The organism is Aminobacter niigataensis (assembly GCF_014200015.1).
GTDB classification, from domain to species: Bacteria; Pseudomonadota; Alphaproteobacteria; order Rhizobiales; family Rhizobiaceae; genus Aminobacter; species Aminobacter niigataensis.
Genome location: NZ_JACHOT010000001.1, coordinates 826544 through 841140 on the forward strand (window position 1 = coordinate 826544; position 14597 = coordinate 841140).

Below are 14597 nucleotides of genomic sequence, written 5' to 3' on the forward strand. Positions count from 1 at the left end.
AAACGAAGAAGCCCCGGAAACGGGGCTTCTTTCTTATCAGGCGACAGGCGCGCTTTCCACGCGGTTTCGTCCCAGTCTCTTGGCGCTGTAGAGGCGCGCGTCGGCATCCCTGATCATCTGCTCCGTCGAAACCGGTCCGGCATCTGCTGTGGTTACGCCGATGCTGACGGTGGCGCGCACGCCAGGCTCGACAAAGGTGGTGGCCTCGACATTAGCGCGCAGGCGCTCGGCGAGGGTTGCCGCATCAGCTCTGTCCAGATCGTGGCAGATGGCGACGAATTCCTCGCCGCCGTAGCGGAACAGCCTGTCGCCGCTGCGCAGCGAGCTTCCCAGCGAGCGGGCGACATCCTTCAGCACGTTGTCGCCCGTCACATGCCCGTGCTGGTCGTTGATGTTCTTGAAATGATCGATGTCGATCATCAAAAGGCTGACAGGCTTGCGGTCGGCCAGGGCCTGATCGATCAGCGACTGGGCGACGGCTTCGAACTGCCCACGGTCGCTGGTGCCGGTCAGCATGTCCTTGCCGGTCTTCTGCAGCAGGTCCTCGTAGCGGTGGCGGAATGTAAGCCGGTCGAAGACCTGGAGCAGGGGTTCGGGCCCGGCCAATGTGGGCTTGTTGGTCTCGACATAGCGGAGATAGCCGACGAGCAGCGCGCTGTAGAGTGCTGCAGCTGCCATCTTGGCGATCCAGCCGCCATACAGCGCGCTGATCGGCACGCCGGAGACCAGGTGCAGCCCAATGAAGAACATCAGCTGGTCGAAGGTGAGCACGATCGCTGCGCTGAGGAAGATACGCTTGAGCAGCGTGTTGGCGATGCGCTGGCCGAGCTTTTCGTAGATCAGGATGAGGGCGATGCTGTCGAAGAACAGCAGCGCCGTGCCCCAGATCATCAGGATCCCCATGTCGTCGAGGAAGGTGAGGTTGGGCCGGTACCCCGGAAGCTCGGCGACGCTGCTGTAGAGCCGCAGGATCAGCGCCAGGACCACCATCAGACAGTTGCCGACGAGCAGCCCATAGATGGGTTGCCGTACGGTTTCTGCGTCCTCCTTGATGTAGAGCAGCAGGAAAATCATCAGCTTGCCGGAAAACATCACCGTGGAGCCCGGCGAAATCAGCCCGAACGGCAGTTGGACGAAAAAGACTGCAGCGAGATAGGTCTCGAGGAAGTGCATCACCCCCAGAACGCAGACAAAGATGCCGATGCCGAATTGGTGCCGGGAACGGAACACCGCGGCCATGGTGACGAAGTAAATGACCGCCTGCAGTATGAGCAGAAGTGCACCCGTCATGGTCCGGCAATTCCCCACGCCTGTATGGAGGTTAGCTACACATTCGCCGGTGGCTAAATGGTTAAGGAGCATGCGCGCGTCCGCCGGATCGCTATCCCGGTCCGGCGGCTCCAGAGATGCATCTGGTCGCCGCGGGGACTGACTTGGCCGGATTGCCATGCTATCCGCATCGTCAATGCCCACTGACGATGCATCCCCCGATCCGGATTTTTCGATACGCCGCCTCTGGTACCTGCGTGGTGTCCGGGCCGCATTCTCCGTTCCCGGGCTTATTCTCGCCAGCGCCTTCATCGGCTTTGCCGGCCTTGCCAAGGAGGCGGGGCTGACGCTGGTGCAGACGGTATTCATGGTCGGAATGGTCTGGGCATTGCCGGCCAAGGTGGTGCTCGTCGGCGCCATCCTGTCGGGGACATCGCTGCCGGCTGCCGCCTTTGCCGTGGCACTGTCGTCCATCCGGCTGGCGCCGATGGTGGTGGCGCTGGTGCCGGAAATGCGCGGGACTAGAACACCGCGCTGGGTGCTCTATTTCCTGTCGCATTTTGTGGCGGTCACCTCCTGGGTGCTCGCCATGGAGCGGCTGCGCGGTATCCCGCGCGACCTGCGCACCAGCTATTATGCCGGGCTCGGCTCGACGCTGGTGCTCGTCAATATGGTCGTCGTGGGCGTTGTCTATGTCCTGGCCGACAGCCTGCCGCCGGTGGTTTCGGCAGCCCTTTTCCTGCTCACGCCGATGTATTTCCTCACTTCATTGTGGGGATCGGCACGCGAGCGGGCAGGGCATGTGGCGATGGCGATCGGCCTCGTCCTTGGACCCTTGCTGCATCTCGTCGTCCCCGGTTTCGACCTGCTCGGCGCCGGCCTGATCGGCGGTGGCATCGCGTTTGCTTTCCACCTGCTGTCGCGCCGGAGAGTGAAGTCATGACCTTCGATGCGCTCGACACCTGGTGGTGGCCGTTCCTGTTTATCCTGGTCGGTGGCTGGCTTGCCACCGACGCCTGGCGCTTCCTCGGCGTCTATCTCGGCGATCGCATTTCCGACGATTCCGACCTACTGGTGCTGGTCCGTGCCCTGGCCACGGCGTTGGTCGCCGCCGTCATCGGCAATCTGATCGTCTTCCCGAGCGGGGCGCTGGCCGACACGTCGCTTGCACTGCGCCTCGGCGCTGCCGCCGGCGGCTTCCTTGCCTACCTCTGCCTTGGTCGAAAGGTGCTGGTGGGGATCGTTGCGGCGGAGGTGATCCTGTTGCTCGGGTTGTGGCTTGCAAGCTGAAAGTCTCCGTCCGCGACTGCAGCGCGATGCGCGGTCGTCGACTGCGACGGATTGTGGATTCACGTCAACTTAACTGCTGTTTCCTAACCTGCCGGCTTGCCGTTTCAGGGGTGAGGGCATGGCTGAAGTTCACGCGACATCGACACATATGCCATCGCTGGCTGCGGGGCTTGATAGGCAGCTCGCAATGAAGGCCGCAATCATCGTTGCGATCTTGGTCATCGATTTCGCGTGGATTGCCGGGACCGACTTTGAGTTTGACGTGGCCAGCGCCGCCAAGGCTGCCATCGTCACCGTGGTGCTTGTTGCGGTCGGATGGTTCTACCGGGTCAAGCGCCCGATGAAGCGGTTCGAGGTGCTCTGTTCTGAAACCGCTGTCTTGTTGGTGTTTTCGACCTCGGCCGCTGTCCTCAGCACGTTGATGACGTCGACAAACCTGCCGATGATCGACGATCGATTGATCGCCTTCGATACCGCCGTCGGTTTTGACTGGCTGTCCTATGTCGGCTTTGTCAATGAGCGGCCGTGGCTCGGTACACTGTCGTCGATCGTCTACATCACGACGTTGACCCAGGTCGCGCTGACGGTGGTTGCCCTTGGCCTGATGGGCGAGGTTGTGCGTGTTCAGCGGTTCGTCCTCGCCGTGATGCTGGGCGCGCTGACCTGCATCGTGATTTCTGCGATCCTGCCGGCGGCCGGTGCGCTTGGCACCATTCGTCCACCGGTCGAATTCACGATGATGAACAATCCGATCGTGGACCTCGAATACAAGCAGGCGTTTTTCGATCTCCGAAATGGCCTGGCGCGCTTTATCTCTCTTGATGAGCCGCGTGGTCTGATCGCCTTCCCGTCCTACCATGGCACGCTTTCGGTACTGATCATCCTGGCTTTTGCCCGAGCCCGATTCTGGTTCTGGCCCGTATTTGTCCTCAACATTGCGGTGATCCTGTCGACCCCTGTCGACGGCGGCCACCACCTCGCCGACATCATCGGCGGGATTGTCGTGGCCTTTGTTGCCTGGTGGGCTGCCGACAAACTGCTGGACCTCGCCGGTGCGCGGCGTGTTGTTGCCGAGCCCCTCTCATGAGCGAGAAACCCCGCACTCTGGATGTGTTGCCCGAAGGCGGCGCCTTGGCTGCTCCTGCGATCCGCACCGGGGCAGGCATCGACCGGCTGGCCGACTTCCTGAAGGCGAACTGGCGCGCTCAAGGGGTGTTTCTTCTGGCCGCGGCACTGGTTGTTGTAGCTCGCTTCGAACTGCTGCCGGATCCGGCGACGGTGATCGCCATGACTTGGTTCCAGAGCCTGGCCACGTTCGTCGCATCATGGGCCATAGCGCTGAGCTGCTATCTTGTTTTCGAAACCGTTCGGACCAGATCGCTCTCCGCGAGCTTCAGCTATCTCTGGTCCGAAATATTCACCTGGAAAAATGCTGCTGTCGCGGTTCCCGCCGCCGTTGCCATGAGCATGGTGATGAACTCATACAGCGATTTCAAATCGAACATCGCTGTGTTTCATCCATATCAACTGGATGTCGTTTTTCAGGAAGTCGATCGCCTGTTGCATTTCGGCGTGCAGCCGTGGGTCTTGATCGAGAGAGTTATCGGCTATGGCAGCGCCACGGCGATCCTCGACAAGATTTACTATCTCTGGTTTTTCGCTGTTTTCGTGCCGACAGCCGTTCTCATCGGCATGCCCGACCGCTTCGGCATTCGCCATCAGTTCCTGCTGAGCTACGTTTTTGTCTGGGGCATCCTCGGCATCGTCTGCGCGACTGCCCTGTCTTCTGTCGGGCCGATCTACTATGACAGGGTCTATGGCGGCCCGTCGCGCTTCACCGATCTGGTGCAAAAGCTGGAGCAGGCCGACAGCGCCTGGGGCCTGACCACGATGCAGGTACGGGAGGGGCTCTGGGGCGCCTATGTCAACGATGCCGCGACGATCGTTTCCGGCATTTCTGCGATGCCATCCATCCACAATGCCATGTGCGTGCTGCTGTTTCTGGCAGCACGTCACGTCAACCGCTGGCTGGCCGCGGCGGCCGCGGTGTTTGGATTGACCATTTTTGTCGGATCGATCCATCTGGGCTGGCACTACGCCATCGACGCATATGTCTCGGCGATCGGCGTTGTCTTGCTCTGGAAACTTGCAGGCTATCTGACCGGAAGCAAGGCTATGCGGCGCACCAAAGGGCCCGCGACGGCGAGCACCTTGTCGTAGCAAGTCTCATCCAGCCAGCGCAGCCCTGACCTTCTCCGCGTTCGCCGCCAGCACTTCCGGCTTCTCCATTACGCCGCTGTGCGGCTTGAGGGCCACGCCCTCGAAGCGCGGGACGATGTGGACGTGCAGGTGGAAGACGGTCTGCCCGGCTACCTCCTCGTTGAACTGGGTCACGATCACGCCGTCGGCGGCAAACGCCGACATGACTGCCCGCGCAACCTTCTGGACGGCGGCCATGAGCTTGCCGAGCGTCGCCGGGTCAGCGTCAAGCAGGTTGCGCGACGGCGATTTCGGCACCACCAGCGTATGGCCGGTGCCTTGCGGCATCACGTCCATGAAGGCGATGACGTCGTCGTCTTCGTAGACACGGTGCGAAGGGATTTCGCCGCGCAGTATCTTGGCAAAGATGTTGTTTGGATCGTATTCGACGCTCGACATGGCCTATCCCGTTTGATGCGGTTTCGTGGTGGATGTTTCGGCGCTGGTGTCGCGAACGTCAAGCCGCGAGCGACCGAGAGGAGTTGAGTTGACCTACATCTATCTGATTGTTGCGGTGGCCTTCGAGGTCGTCGCCACCACCGCACTCAAGGAAACAAACGGGTTTACCAGGCTGCTGCCATCGCTCGTCACGGTCGCAGGCTATGCCGCCGCGTTCTATTTCCTGTCCCTGGTGCTGCGCACGGTGCCTGTCGGTGTCGTCTATGCGCTGTGGTGCGGCGCCGGCATCGTCTTCATCACCGCGATCGCCTGGGTCTGGTTTCGCCAGGCGCTCGACCTGCCGGCGCTGCTGGGCATCGGCCTGATCATGGCCGGGGTGGTCGTCATCAACCTGTTTTCGAAGTCAGTGGTGCATTGACCCGCGGCTAGCCGCGACGGAACGGGCCGTGCTCGTCGAGGAATTCGCCGATCTCTGCCACTTCCCGCCGTTCACGGCCGAGATAGTCGGCAATCGCCCGCCGGAGACCTGGGTGGACGATGTAGTGGGCCGACTGCGTCGTGACAGGACGATAGCCGCGTGCCAGCTTGTGCTCGCCCTGGGCGCCAGCCTCGACGACCGTCAGCTTGCGTTCGATGGCGAAGTCGATGGCCTGGTGGTAGCAAACCTCGAAATGCAGGAAGGGGTGGTCCTCGATGCAGCCCCAGTTGCGCCCATAAAGCGTATCCGAGCCGATGAAATTGATGGCGCCGGCGATGTAGCGGCCGCCGCGCCTGGCCATGACCAGCAGCACGTCGTCGGCCATGCGCTCTCCGACCAGCGAGAAGAACTTGCGGTTAAGATAGGGACGACCCCACTTGCGGCCGCCCGTGTCCATGTAGAAGGCGAAGAAATCGTCCCAATGCGCCTCGGTGATGTCCCTGCCGGTCAGGCGCTCGATGGTAATGTCCTCAGCCAGCGCCTCGCGCCGCTCCTTCTTCAGCGCCTTGCGCTTGCGCGAGGCCAGGGTGGCCAGGAAATCGTCGTAACCCGCGAAGCCTTCATTGATGAAGTGGAACTGTTGGTCGGTGCGACGGAGAAAGCCGGTGGCTTCGAGGATGTCGACCTCGTCCGCCTCGGCGAAGGTGACATGCGCCGATGACACGCCCACACCTTCGGCAACGCTTCTCAGCGCCGTGGCCAAGGCCGATTTGGCCTGGGTCGCATCGGCGCCGCCGACGGTCAGCAGGCGAGGGCCCGTCGCGGGGGTAAAAGGCACCGAGGCCTGGAGCTTGGGATAGTAGCGGCCGCCGGCGCGTTCGAAGGCATCGGCCCAGCCGTGGTCGAAGACGTATTCGCCCTGGCTGTGCGACTTGGCGTAGCAGGGCAGTGCGCCAAGGAACTTGCCGTCTGCGGACTCCAGACGGAGGTGATGGCCCTGCCAGCCGGTTCTCGTGACGGCGCAGCCGGACTCTTCGACTATCGTCAGAAAATCGTATGAAACGAACGGATTGTAGCCGAGACCTGTGACCCTGGAAGCGCCGGCAAGGCTGTTCCACTCGTCGCGGCTGAACTCGCCGATGCTGGAAACGACGCGGACGGCGTAGCCGCCATCCGCTATCTTCGCCCCGGCATCGTTCGCAGTGCTCATGCGCTTTTACTTACGTTCGAAAGCCGCCGATGCAAGGGCGTTCACGCAACCGAAGCTGCATCCGGCTCGAATCCCTCGAATGTCATCTGGTCGGCCCGCGAGAAGGTTGTCCTCACAGCTTCTTCGTCGCGCACCGTCCAGGTGATGACCGGCATTGCGAGCTTTTCGCGGACGAAGCTGACAAAGCGGTTGGGCAGGTGCGTCACGCTGTAGGAGACAAACGAGATGCCATGCGCCAGCATCGAGAAATGCGCCTCCAGTTCATGATCCACGTCGCCCCAGGCGGTCAGGCCGCCGGGGATGCCGGGCGCATGCCTTGTGAAGTCACGGATCAGCCAGTGGTCGAAGGACATGATCGCCACCTTGCCGTTGTAGTGGCGCAGGGCTTCGCCGACCTTGGCGACAAGGCCGTCGTCGTGGCCGGGAATGCCCTTGAGCTCGATGACCAGCGGCACGCGGCCGTCGACGAGGCGGAGCAATTCGCCAAGCGTCGGCACGTGATCGGCAGTGCCGCCGATACGCAGTGCGGCCAGTTCGCCCGCGGTTCGCTGCCAGATGTAGCCGTTGGTGCCGGTCAGGCGGTCCAGAGAGTTGTCGTGGAACACGACGACATCGCCGTCGGCGCTCAGATGCACGTCGCATTCGATGGCGTAGCCGCGGGCGGCTGCGCGTTCGAACGCCGAAAGCGTGTTCTCCCAGCAGGTCTTGTTGAGGTCGTGCAGGCCGCGATGGGCAATCGGGCGGGCGGTCAGCCAGGAAAGTTCGCTCATGGATCTGTTCACTCGGTCTCGATGATGGCTTCGATCTCGACTGCGGCATTGAGCGGCAGGGAGGCGACGCCGACCGCCGAACGCGCATGCTTGCCGCGCTCGCCAAGTGCCGCGACCAGGAAATCCGAGGCGCCGTTGGCGACGAGATGCTGGTCCGTGAAATCGGACGACGAGGCGACGAAGACGGTGATCTTGACCAGCCGGCGGATCTTTTCGAGGTCGCCGAGTGCCGCCTTGGCCTGGGCCAGGATGTTGACGGCGCATTGCTTGGCCGCTTGCTTGGCCGCCTCGGTGTCGACGTCGCGGCCGACGAGGCCGGAGGCCAGCAGCTTGCCATCCTTGAGCGGCAACTGGCCGGCGGTGAAGACGAAATTGCCTGATGTCATGAACGGTACGTAGTTGGCGGCTGGCGCGGCTGCCGCGGGCAAGGTGACCCCGAGATCGCCCAGCCGCTTTTCGATTGTTTCGCCCATCGTCTTTCCTTATCTCTGTGTCTCTGGTGGCAGGTGAGGCCGCGCTGAAAGTGCTATGTTTGCCTCGCTTCCGCCACGACTTTTTTTAAGGTGGACCATCATTCAAGGCGGCCTGACATGGCCGCGCCGATCGGAGCCAGTGTATGCGCGCAACGCGCCTTGTTTTTCTCGCCAGCCTGTCCACCTCTGCGCTTTCGTTGGCGCCGGCCTTTGCCGCGCCGGTGCTCGCACCCCATCGCGCGGTCTATGATCTGGTGCTCGACCAGGCCTCGGACCGGTCGGGAATCACCGGCCTTTCCGGCCGCATGGTCTACGAGTTCAACGGCTCCGCTTGCGAGGGCTATACGGTCAAGTTCCGTTTCGTCACCCAGATCGCGACCAACGACAACACGCGGCTGACAGACCAGCAGACGACCACCTTCGAGGATGGCGAGGGCAAGAATTTCTCCTTCGTGACCAAATCCTTCGTCGACCAGAACCTCGACAAGGAGGTCAAGGGTACGGCGACGCTCGACGCGACCGGCCTCAAGGTCGCGCTGGAAAAGCCGGAGGCCGGTTCCGTCGATCTTGCCAAGACCCAGTTCCCGACCCAGCATCTGGTCGAACTGATCGAAAAGGCCGAGAAGGGCGAGACCTTCTACGAGACCAGCCTGTTCGACGGCTCCGAGGATGCCGACAAGGTCATGACGACAACCGTGATCGTCGGCAAGAAGAGCGCGGCGCCGGAAGCCGATCCGGAGCGTCCCGCGCTCGCCAGCCTCGCCAAGGACAAATATTGGCCCGTCGACATTGCCTATTTCGATGAAAGCAAGGGCGGCGGTGAGGAGGTGCCCGAGTACCGCATCAGCTTCAAGCTGCATGAGAACGGCCTGACGCGCGATCTGGTGATGGATTACGGCGACTTCTCGATGACCGGCAAGCTGGTCAATCTCTCGCTGTTTCCTGTGCCGCAAGCCGAATGCAAGCCGTAAGCGGGTATTCGTGGCGGTCTATGTCGATGCAGCAATCTGGAAGTGGGTGGGCCATCGCTGGTGCCACCTGCTTGCCGACGACACCGACGAACTGCATCGCTTTGCCGCCCAGCTTGCGCTGAAACGCTCCTCCTATCAGGGGCCGCCCAAGACGTCGGCCCCGCACTACGACATCACCGGCTTTGAGCGTGATCGCGCCGTGCGCCTGGGGGCTGTCGAATGCAGCCGCGAGGAGATCGTGGCCGTGTTCCGCCGTGTTCGGGTGCGCAACTTCAAGCGGCGGCAACCGCAGCCGGTGAAACAAGAGGCGAGGCAGGACGAGCCGGGCGTCTCCCGCTGGGCAGCCGGCAGCTGAATGGGTTGACCAAGACGCCGCGAGAATCGGCCTCACTTTTCAAGCGTGATGCTTGGCGTGCAGTTCCCAGGGGGCTGATGCAGGCTCCAGCAGCACGCCAAGCCTCGATTTGCGCAGCTTTCGAGCAGCTCTCGGGGTTGCGCTCGCCAGCCAATACGTCTATATGCCGCCGCATTCCACACACGGACTCTGGTTTCTGCCCGGGAGAAATCCGGCTGAGACCCCCCGGTGGCGTTTCGAGCAATCAAGCGAAAAGCGTCATGGTCCGTGGAGGCTAACCGGAAAAGGAAATGACGAATGGCACTGCCTGATTTCAGCATGCGCCAGCTTCTTGAAGCTGGTTCTCACTTCGGCCACCAGACCCACCGCTGGAACCCGAAGATGGCGCCCTACATCTATGGCGCCCGCAACAACATCCACATCATCGACCTCAGCCAGACCGTGCCGCTGCTGCACCAGGCGCTGAAGCAGATCTCGGACACCGTTTCGCGCGGCGGTCGCGTGCTGTTCGTCGGCACCAAGCGTCAGGCTTCGGACATCGTCGCTGACGCCGCACAGCGTTCTGCCCAGTACTACGTCAACTCGCGCTGGCTCGGCGGCATGCTGACCAACTGGAAGACGATCTCGAATTCGATCCAGCGCCTGCGCAAGCTCGACGAACTCCTGGCCGGCGAAGCCCAGGGCTTCACCAAGAAGGAGCGCCTGAACCTCGAGCGCGAGCGCGAGAAGCTGGACAAGGCCCTCGGCGGCATCAAGGACATGGGCTCGACGCCGGACCTGATGTTCGTCATCGACACCAACAAGGAAGCCATCGCCATCCAGGAAGCCAAGCGTCTTGGCATTCCGGTCGTCGCGATCATCGATTCCAACTGCGATCCGGACAAGATCGACTTCCCGATCCCGGGCAATGACGACGCTGCCCGCGCGATCCAGCTCTACTGCGACCTGGTCGCCAAGGCTGCGATCGACGGCATCGCCCGCCAGCAGGGCTCGCTCGGCGTCGACATCGGCGCATCGGCTGAAGTTCCGGTTGAGCCTGCGCTCGATGCGGCTCCGACGACCGAAACGCCCCAGGCGTAATCGCGAAGGCCGGGAAACCGGCCTTCCTTTTCAGGATTGGGCGCAGCTCGCGCCGGCGTTCGGCGCATCATCGAACCCTCGGTGGTGCGCTCGCGCATTTTGAAGCAAAGAGGCCACCACAATGAGCATTTCGGCAGCACAGGTTAAAGAACTCCGCGAACTGACGGGCGCGGGCATGATGGATTGCAAGGCGGCTCTCAACGAGACCGGCGGCGACATGGAAGCTGCGGTCGACTGGCTGCGCAAGAAGGGTATCTCGAAGGCTGACAAGAAGGCCGGCCGCACGGCCGCCGAAGGCCTGATCGGCGTCGACGCCGGCGTCCGCGAAGCCGTCGTCGTCGAAGTCAACTCCGAGACCGACTTCGTTGCACGCAACGCAGCCTTCCAGGAAATCGTCGCCGACGTCGCCAAGGTTGCTCTTGCCTATGGCGCCACCGAGGCGGTTGCTGCTGCGAAGTATCCGGGTTCCGACAAGTCGGTTGCCGACACCATCAAGGATGCGGTCGGCACCATCGGCGAGAACATGAGCTTCCGCCGCTCGGCCAAGCTTTCGGTTGCAGAAGGCGTCGTCGCGACCTACGTGCACAATGCTGTCGCCGACAACCTCGGCAAGCTCGGTGTTCTGGTTGCCATCGAGACGACCGGCAACCACGATGCGGCCCGTGCGTTCGCACGCCAGGTCGCCATGCACGTCGCGGCGACCAACCCGCTCGCCCTGACCCCCGACGAAGTCGACGCGACGCATGTCGAGCGCGAAAAGGCGATCTTCGCCGACCAAGCCCGCCAGTCGGGCAAGCCCGAGAACATCATCGAGAAGATGGTCGAAGGCCGCATGCGCAAGTTCTACGAGGAAGTCGTGCTGCTCAAGCAGGCCTTCGTGCTCAACCCTGACCTGACGGTCGAGGCAGCGCTCAAGGACGCCGAGAAGCAGATCGGCGCGCCGGCCAAGATCACGGGCTATGTCCGCTTCGCACTCGGTGAAGGCATCGAGAAGGAAGAGAGCGACTTCGCAGCCGAAGTTGCCGCGGCCGTTAAGGGCTAAAAAGTAGCGCTGCATCAAGCGCTTCCTGAGGATAGCCGAAGGGCGCCGCGTGACATCGCGGCGCCCTTCGTGTATCGGAACTCCCGATCTTTCAATCGCCGCGAGGAACTCATGACCGACAAGCCGCTCTACCGGCGCGTACTGCTTAAGGCGTCGGGCGAGGCCCTGATGGGCGAGCAGCATTTCGGCATCGACGTGTCGGTGGTCGACCGCATCGCTTCCGACATCGCCGAGGCGAGGGCGCTCGGCGTCGAGGTTGGCGTGGTCATCGGCGGCGGCAACATCTTCCGCGGCGTGGCCGTGGCCTCCAAGGGCGGCGACCGGGTCACCGGCGACCACATGGGCATGCTCGCCACCGTCATCAATTCGCTGGCGCTGCGTACATCACTCCACAAGCTCGGGGTCGATGCCGTCGTGCTGTCGGCGATCGCCATGCCCGAGCTCTGCGAAAGCTTTTCTCAGCGTCAGGCAACCGCCTACATGGATGCCGGCAAGGTCGTCATCTTCGCCGGCGGCACGGGCAATCCGTTCTTCACCACCGATTCGGCGGCAGCGTTGCGCGCGGCCGAGATCGGCGCCGATGCGCTGTTCAAGGGCACCCAGGTCGACGGCGTCTACTCGGCCGATCCCAAGAAGGACCCGGCCGCGACGCGTTTCGAGCGCATCACGCATAAGGAAGTCATTGCCCAGGGGCTGTCGATCATGGATACGGCGGCAATTGCCCTTGCGCGTGAAAACAACATCCCGATAATCGTCTATTCGATCCATGAAAAAGGCGGTTTCGGCGAAATATTGAAGGGTGGCGGTCGCTGCACGGTTGTAGCGGACGCCTGACGATTGAACGATGGCCCCGGAACCGGGACCAAGGAGACTGCGATGAGCACCGACTACAACGATCTTCAGCGCCGCATGGAAGGCGCCATTAACGCGTTCAAGCATGATCTTGCTTCTCTGCGCACTGGCCGCGCCTCGAGCAACCTGCTCGATCCGATCCAGGTCCAGGCCTATGGATCGGCCATGCCGCTCAACCAGGTGGCGACGGTGTCGGTGCCCGAGCCGCGCATGATCTCGGTCTCGGTGTGGGACAAGTCCATGGTCGGTGCGGTCGATCGCGCCATCCGCGAATCGAACCTTGGCTTCAATCCGATCGTCGACGGCACCAATCTGCGCATTCCACTGCCGGAGCTCAACGAGCAGCGCCGCAAGGAACTGGTCAAGATCGCCCACACCTATGCCGAAAACGCCAAGGTTGCGACGCGCCATGTGCGCCGTGACGGCATGGAAGCGTTGAAAAAGGCCGAGAAGGACGGCGACATCAGCCAGGACGACCAGCGCGTCCAGTCCGAGAAGGTGCAGAAGCTGACCGACGACACGATCAACCAGGTCGATAGCCTGCTTGCGGGCAAAGAAGCCGAGATCATGCAAGTCTAAGCCAACCAGAGGCTGGCCGAAAGCGAACGGATGACTACGCCCGCGCATGTCGCGATCATCATGGATGGCAATGGCCGTTGGGCGAAGGCCCGGGGCCTGCCGCGCGTTGCCGGGCACAGGGCTGGCGTCGAGGCGCTGCGCCGTACCGTTCGTGCCGCCGCCGACCTTGGCATCTCCTGGCTGACGGTCTACGCGTTTTCTTCGGAGAACTGGTCGCGGCCCAAGTCCGAGGTCACCGATCTCATGGGCTTGCTCAAGATCTTCATTCGCCGCGACCTGGCCGAACTGCACAACAGCGGCGTGCGGGTGCGCATCATCGGCGACCGGGCGACGCTGCAGCCGGACATTCGCTGCCTTCTGGAGGAAGCCGAAACGCTGACCGCCGGAAACGATTCGCTGACGCTGGTGATTGCCTTCAATTATGGCGGGCGCGACGAGATCGCGCGCGCCGCGAGCCGGCTGGCGGAAGCGGTCAAGCGTGGCGAGATCTCGAGCGAAGAAATCACGCCGGAGCTGTTTGCCGAAAACCTCGATACCGCGGGGATACCCGATCCCGACCTGGTGATCCGCACCAGCGGCGAGATCAGGCTTTCCAATTTCCTGCCCTGGCAGTCGGCCTATAGCGAACTGGTGTTCCAGCCCTGCTACTGGCCGGATTTCAATCGCGAGCATCTGGCCGACGCCTTGCGCGAATATACCGGCCGCGAGCGCCGCTTCGGCGGGCTTGCCACTCGCGACGTCGCTTTGTGACGGCGGAACGCATGAGCAACCTCCAGCTTCGGACAATCTCGGCGATCGTGCTGGCGACGGCGGTGCTCGCCCTGACCTGGGGCGGCGGCCTGCCGTTTCGCTTGCTGTCGGCGGCGATCGTCCTGGCCATTTTCTACGAATGGTCGACCATGTCGCGCGCCAAGACCGGTGCTGTCTGGGCCGCTGGCGATCTTGGCATCCTGCCTGAAGTGGCGATCCTGCTGTTTGCCGGGGCGCTGGTCGCCGGCGTGCCCGCGCTTGCCCTGATCGGCTTGGTCGCCGCATTCACGTTGATTCTCTGGATCGTGGGGCGGTTGCGCGGGGTGGCGGCATGGGAAGCCGCCGGATTCGGCTACGCAGCGCTCTCCGGCCTGTCTTTGGCCCTCCTGCGCGGCAATGACGCATCCGGGCTGGTCGCCATCCTGTTTCTGTTCGCGGTCGTCTGGGCGACCGACATCTTCGCCTATTTCGTCGGCCGAAAGGTCGGTGGGCCAAAGCTTGCGCCTGCAATCTCACCCGGCAAGACCCGCAGCGGCGCACTTGGTGGAGCCGTTGGCGGCGTCGTGGCCGGGCTATTGCTCGCAAGTACCGCTGGTAGCGGCAATCTTGCGCTGCTGGCTGTTGTCGCGCTGCTGCTGTCGGTGATTTCCCAGGCCGGCGACCTGTTCGAATCCTGGGTCAAGCGCCGGCATGGCTACAAGGACTCGGGCTCGCTGATTCCCGGTCATGGCGGCGTGATGGACCGGGTGGACGGGCTTGTCGCGGCGGCATTTGCCCTATACGTCATCGGCTGGATGTCCGGTTCGGCCGATCATCCGGCGCAGGGGCTGTTTCCAGCCTGAGCCACTGCAGCGCGGCGCAAGCGTCGGGCAAGGCAAGT

At 62.8% G+C, this 14597-nt stretch carries 17 protein-coding genes and 1 pseudogene; 13 read left to right on the forward strand and 5 right to left on the reverse strand.

All coding sequences use genetic code 11. The annotated features are described in order from the left end of the window. Positions 1–36 precede the first annotated feature (36 nt). Positions 37–1290: a GGDEF domain-containing protein gene (locus tag GGQ99_RS04150; protein ID WP_183260860.1), complete on the reverse strand. Its 1254-nt coding sequence runs from the start codon at positions 1288–1290 to the stop codon at positions 37–39. 175 nt (positions 1291–1465) lie between these two features. Between GGQ99_RS04150 and GGQ99_RS04155 the strand changes: the two genes are divergently transcribed. The 4 genes from GGQ99_RS04155 to GGQ99_RS04170 all read left to right on the forward strand — a co-directional run bounded on the left by GGQ99_RS04155 (position 1466) and on the right by GGQ99_RS04170 (position 4779). After that, the gene (locus tag GGQ99_RS04155) at positions 1466–2212 is read left to right on the forward strand and encodes an AzlC family ABC transporter permease (protein WP_246389405.1); all 747 of its coding nucleotides are present in this window, start codon (positions 1466–1468) and stop codon (positions 2210–2212) included. Beyond that, the gene (locus GGQ99_RS04160; RefSeq protein WP_108607986.1) at positions 2209–2559 is read left to right on the forward strand and encodes an AzlD domain-containing protein; all 351 of its coding nucleotides are present in this window, start codon (positions 2209–2211) and stop codon (positions 2557–2559) included. Before GGQ99_RS04155 ends, GGQ99_RS04160 begins: the two co-directional genes overlap by 4 nt. A 118-nt stretch (positions 2560–2677) precedes the next feature. Continuing rightward, complete coding sequence (locus tag GGQ99_RS04165; RefSeq protein ID WP_183260863.1) at positions 2678–3646, forward strand: phosphatase PAP2 family protein; 969 nt, start codon at positions 2678–2680, stop codon at positions 3644–3646. After that, positions 3643–4779: a phosphatase PAP2 family protein gene (locus GGQ99_RS04170; protein ID WP_183260865.1), complete on the forward strand. Its 1137-nt coding sequence runs from the start codon at positions 3643–3645 to the stop codon at positions 4777–4779. Before GGQ99_RS04165 ends, GGQ99_RS04170 begins: the two co-directional genes overlap by 4 nt. Positions 4780–4785: 6 nt before the next feature. Here the strand turns inward: GGQ99_RS04170 and GGQ99_RS04175 are convergent, their stop codons facing one another. Continuing rightward, positions 4786–5217, reverse strand: coding sequence for an HIT family protein (locus GGQ99_RS04175; RefSeq protein WP_183260867.1), 432 nt, complete (start codon positions 5215–5217; stop codon positions 4786–4788). 88 nt (positions 5218–5305) lie between these two features. Here GGQ99_RS04175 and GGQ99_RS04180 point away from each other — a divergent pair, with 88 nt between their 5' ends. Continuing rightward, positions 5306–5635, forward strand: coding sequence for a DMT family transporter (locus tag GGQ99_RS04180; RefSeq protein WP_183260869.1), 330 nt, complete (start codon positions 5306–5308; stop codon positions 5633–5635). Between the two features lie 7 nt (positions 5636–5642). Here GGQ99_RS04180 and GGQ99_RS04185 read toward each other — a convergent pair whose 3' ends face one another. Genes GGQ99_RS04185 through GGQ99_RS04195 form a run of 3 tightly spaced genes read right to left on the reverse strand, consistent with a single transcriptional unit; the run spans position 5643 to position 8088 of the window. Continuing rightward, complete coding sequence (locus GGQ99_RS04185) at positions 5643–6845, reverse strand: GNAT family N-acetyltransferase (RefSeq protein WP_183260871.1); 1203 nt, start codon at positions 6843–6845, stop codon at positions 5643–5645. Between the two features lie 41 nt (positions 6846–6886). Next, positions 6887–7615 (reverse strand): glycerophosphodiester phosphodiesterase, encoded by a 729-nt coding sequence (locus GGQ99_RS04190; RefSeq protein ID WP_183260873.1) that lies wholly within the window; start codon positions 7613–7615, stop codon positions 6887–6889. Between the two features lie 8 nt (positions 7616–7623). Next, complete coding sequence (locus tag GGQ99_RS04195; RefSeq protein WP_183260876.1) at positions 7624–8088, reverse strand: RidA family protein; 465 nt, start codon at positions 8086–8088, stop codon at positions 7624–7626. Between the two features lie 143 nt (positions 8089–8231). On the opposite strand from GGQ99_RS04195, the gene GGQ99_RS04200 reads away from it, so the two are divergent. The 8 genes and pseudogenes from GGQ99_RS04200 (at position 8232) to GGQ99_RS04235 (ending at position 14559) form a co-directional block, all read left to right on the forward strand. Then, positions 8232–9059, forward strand: a complete 828-nt coding sequence (locus GGQ99_RS04200; protein ID WP_183260879.1) for a cell envelope integrity EipB family protein — start codon at positions 8232–8234, stop codon at positions 9057–9059. A 10-nt stretch (positions 9060–9069) separates the two neighbouring features. After that, positions 9070–9342 (forward strand): annotated as a pseudogene (locus GGQ99_RS04205) (DUF4031 domain-containing protein); the annotation flags it as partial. 369 nt (positions 9343–9711) lie between these two features. Further along, complete coding sequence (gene rpsB / locus GGQ99_RS04210; RefSeq protein WP_055977053.1) at positions 9712–10494, forward strand: 30S ribosomal protein S2; 783 nt, start codon at positions 9712–9714, stop codon at positions 10492–10494. Positions 10495–10615: 121 nt separating this feature from the next. After that, positions 10616–11536: a translation elongation factor Ts gene (gene tsf, locus GGQ99_RS04215; protein WP_183260883.1), complete on the forward strand. Its 921-nt coding sequence runs from the start codon at positions 10616–10618 to the stop codon at positions 11534–11536. Positions 11537–11647: 111 nt separating this feature from the next. Next, the gene (gene pyrH, locus GGQ99_RS04220) at positions 11648–12370 is read left to right on the forward strand and encodes a UMP kinase (RefSeq protein WP_108607997.1); all 723 of its coding nucleotides are present in this window, start codon (positions 11648–11650) and stop codon (positions 12368–12370) included. A gap of 42 nt (positions 12371–12412) precedes the next feature. After that, the gene (frr, locus tag GGQ99_RS04225; RefSeq protein ID WP_183260885.1) at positions 12413–12967 is read left to right on the forward strand and encodes a ribosome recycling factor; all 555 of its coding nucleotides are present in this window, start codon (positions 12413–12415) and stop codon (positions 12965–12967) included. Positions 12968–12979: 12 nt separating this feature from the next. Then, the gene (locus GGQ99_RS04230) at positions 12980–13717 is read left to right on the forward strand and encodes an isoprenyl transferase (protein WP_256371671.1); all 738 of its coding nucleotides are present in this window, start codon (positions 12980–12982) and stop codon (positions 13715–13717) included. 11 nt (positions 13718–13728) lie between these two features. Further along, a complete protein-coding gene (locus GGQ99_RS04235) occupies positions 13729–14559 on the forward strand; it encodes a phosphatidate cytidylyltransferase (RefSeq protein WP_183260887.1) in 831 nt (276 codons plus the stop codon). Positions 14560–14597 lie beyond the last annotated feature (38 nt).

Coding starts and splice junctions, on each gene's coding strand:
- GGQ99_RS04150 (WP_183260860.1), bottom strand. CDS start 1,290: ATGACGGGTGCACTTCTGCTCATACTGCAGGCGGTCATTTACTTCGTC.
- GGQ99_RS04155 (WP_246389405.1), top strand. CDS start 1,466: ATGCCCACTGACGATGCATCCCCCGATCCGGATTTTTCGATACGCCGC.
- GGQ99_RS04160 (WP_108607986.1), top strand. CDS start 2,209: ATGACCTTCGATGCGCTCGACACCTGGTGGTGGCCGTTCCTGTTTATC.
- GGQ99_RS04165 (WP_183260863.1), top strand. CDS start 2,678: ATGGCTGAAGTTCACGCGACATCGACACATATGCCATCGCTGGCTGCG.
- GGQ99_RS04170 (WP_183260865.1), top strand. CDS start 3,643: ATGAGCGAGAAACCCCGCACTCTGGATGTGTTGCCCGAAGGCGGCGCC.
- GGQ99_RS04175 (WP_183260867.1), bottom strand. CDS start 5,217: ATGTCGAGCGTCGAATACGATCCAAACAACATCTTTGCCAAGATACTG.
- GGQ99_RS04185 (WP_183260871.1), bottom strand. CDS start 6,845: ATGAGCACTGCGAACGATGCCGGGGCGAAGATAGCGGATGGCGGCTAC.
- GGQ99_RS04190 (WP_183260873.1), bottom strand. CDS start 7,615: ATGAGCGAACTTTCCTGGCTGACCGCCCGCCCGATTGCCCATCGCGGC.
- GGQ99_RS04195 (WP_183260876.1), bottom strand. CDS start 8,088: ATGGGCGAAACAATCGAAAAGCGGCTGGGCGATCTCGGGGTCACCTTG.
- GGQ99_RS04200 (WP_183260879.1), top strand. CDS start 8,232: ATGCGCGCAACGCGCCTTGTTTTTCTCGCCAGCCTGTCCACCTCTGCG.
- rpsB (WP_055977053.1), top strand. CDS start 9,712: ATGGCACTGCCTGATTTCAGCATGCGCCAGCTTCTTGAAGCTGGTTCT.
- tsf (WP_183260883.1), top strand. CDS start 10,616: ATGAGCATTTCGGCAGCACAGGTTAAAGAACTCCGCGAACTGACGGGC.
- pyrH (WP_108607997.1), top strand. CDS start 11,648: ATGACCGACAAGCCGCTCTACCGGCGCGTACTGCTTAAGGCGTCGGGC.
- frr (WP_183260885.1), top strand. CDS start 12,413: ATGAGCACCGACTACAACGATCTTCAGCGCCGCATGGAAGGCGCCATT.
- GGQ99_RS04235 (WP_183260887.1), top strand. CDS start 13,729: ATGAGCAACCTCCAGCTTCGGACAATCTCGGCGATCGTGCTGGCGACG.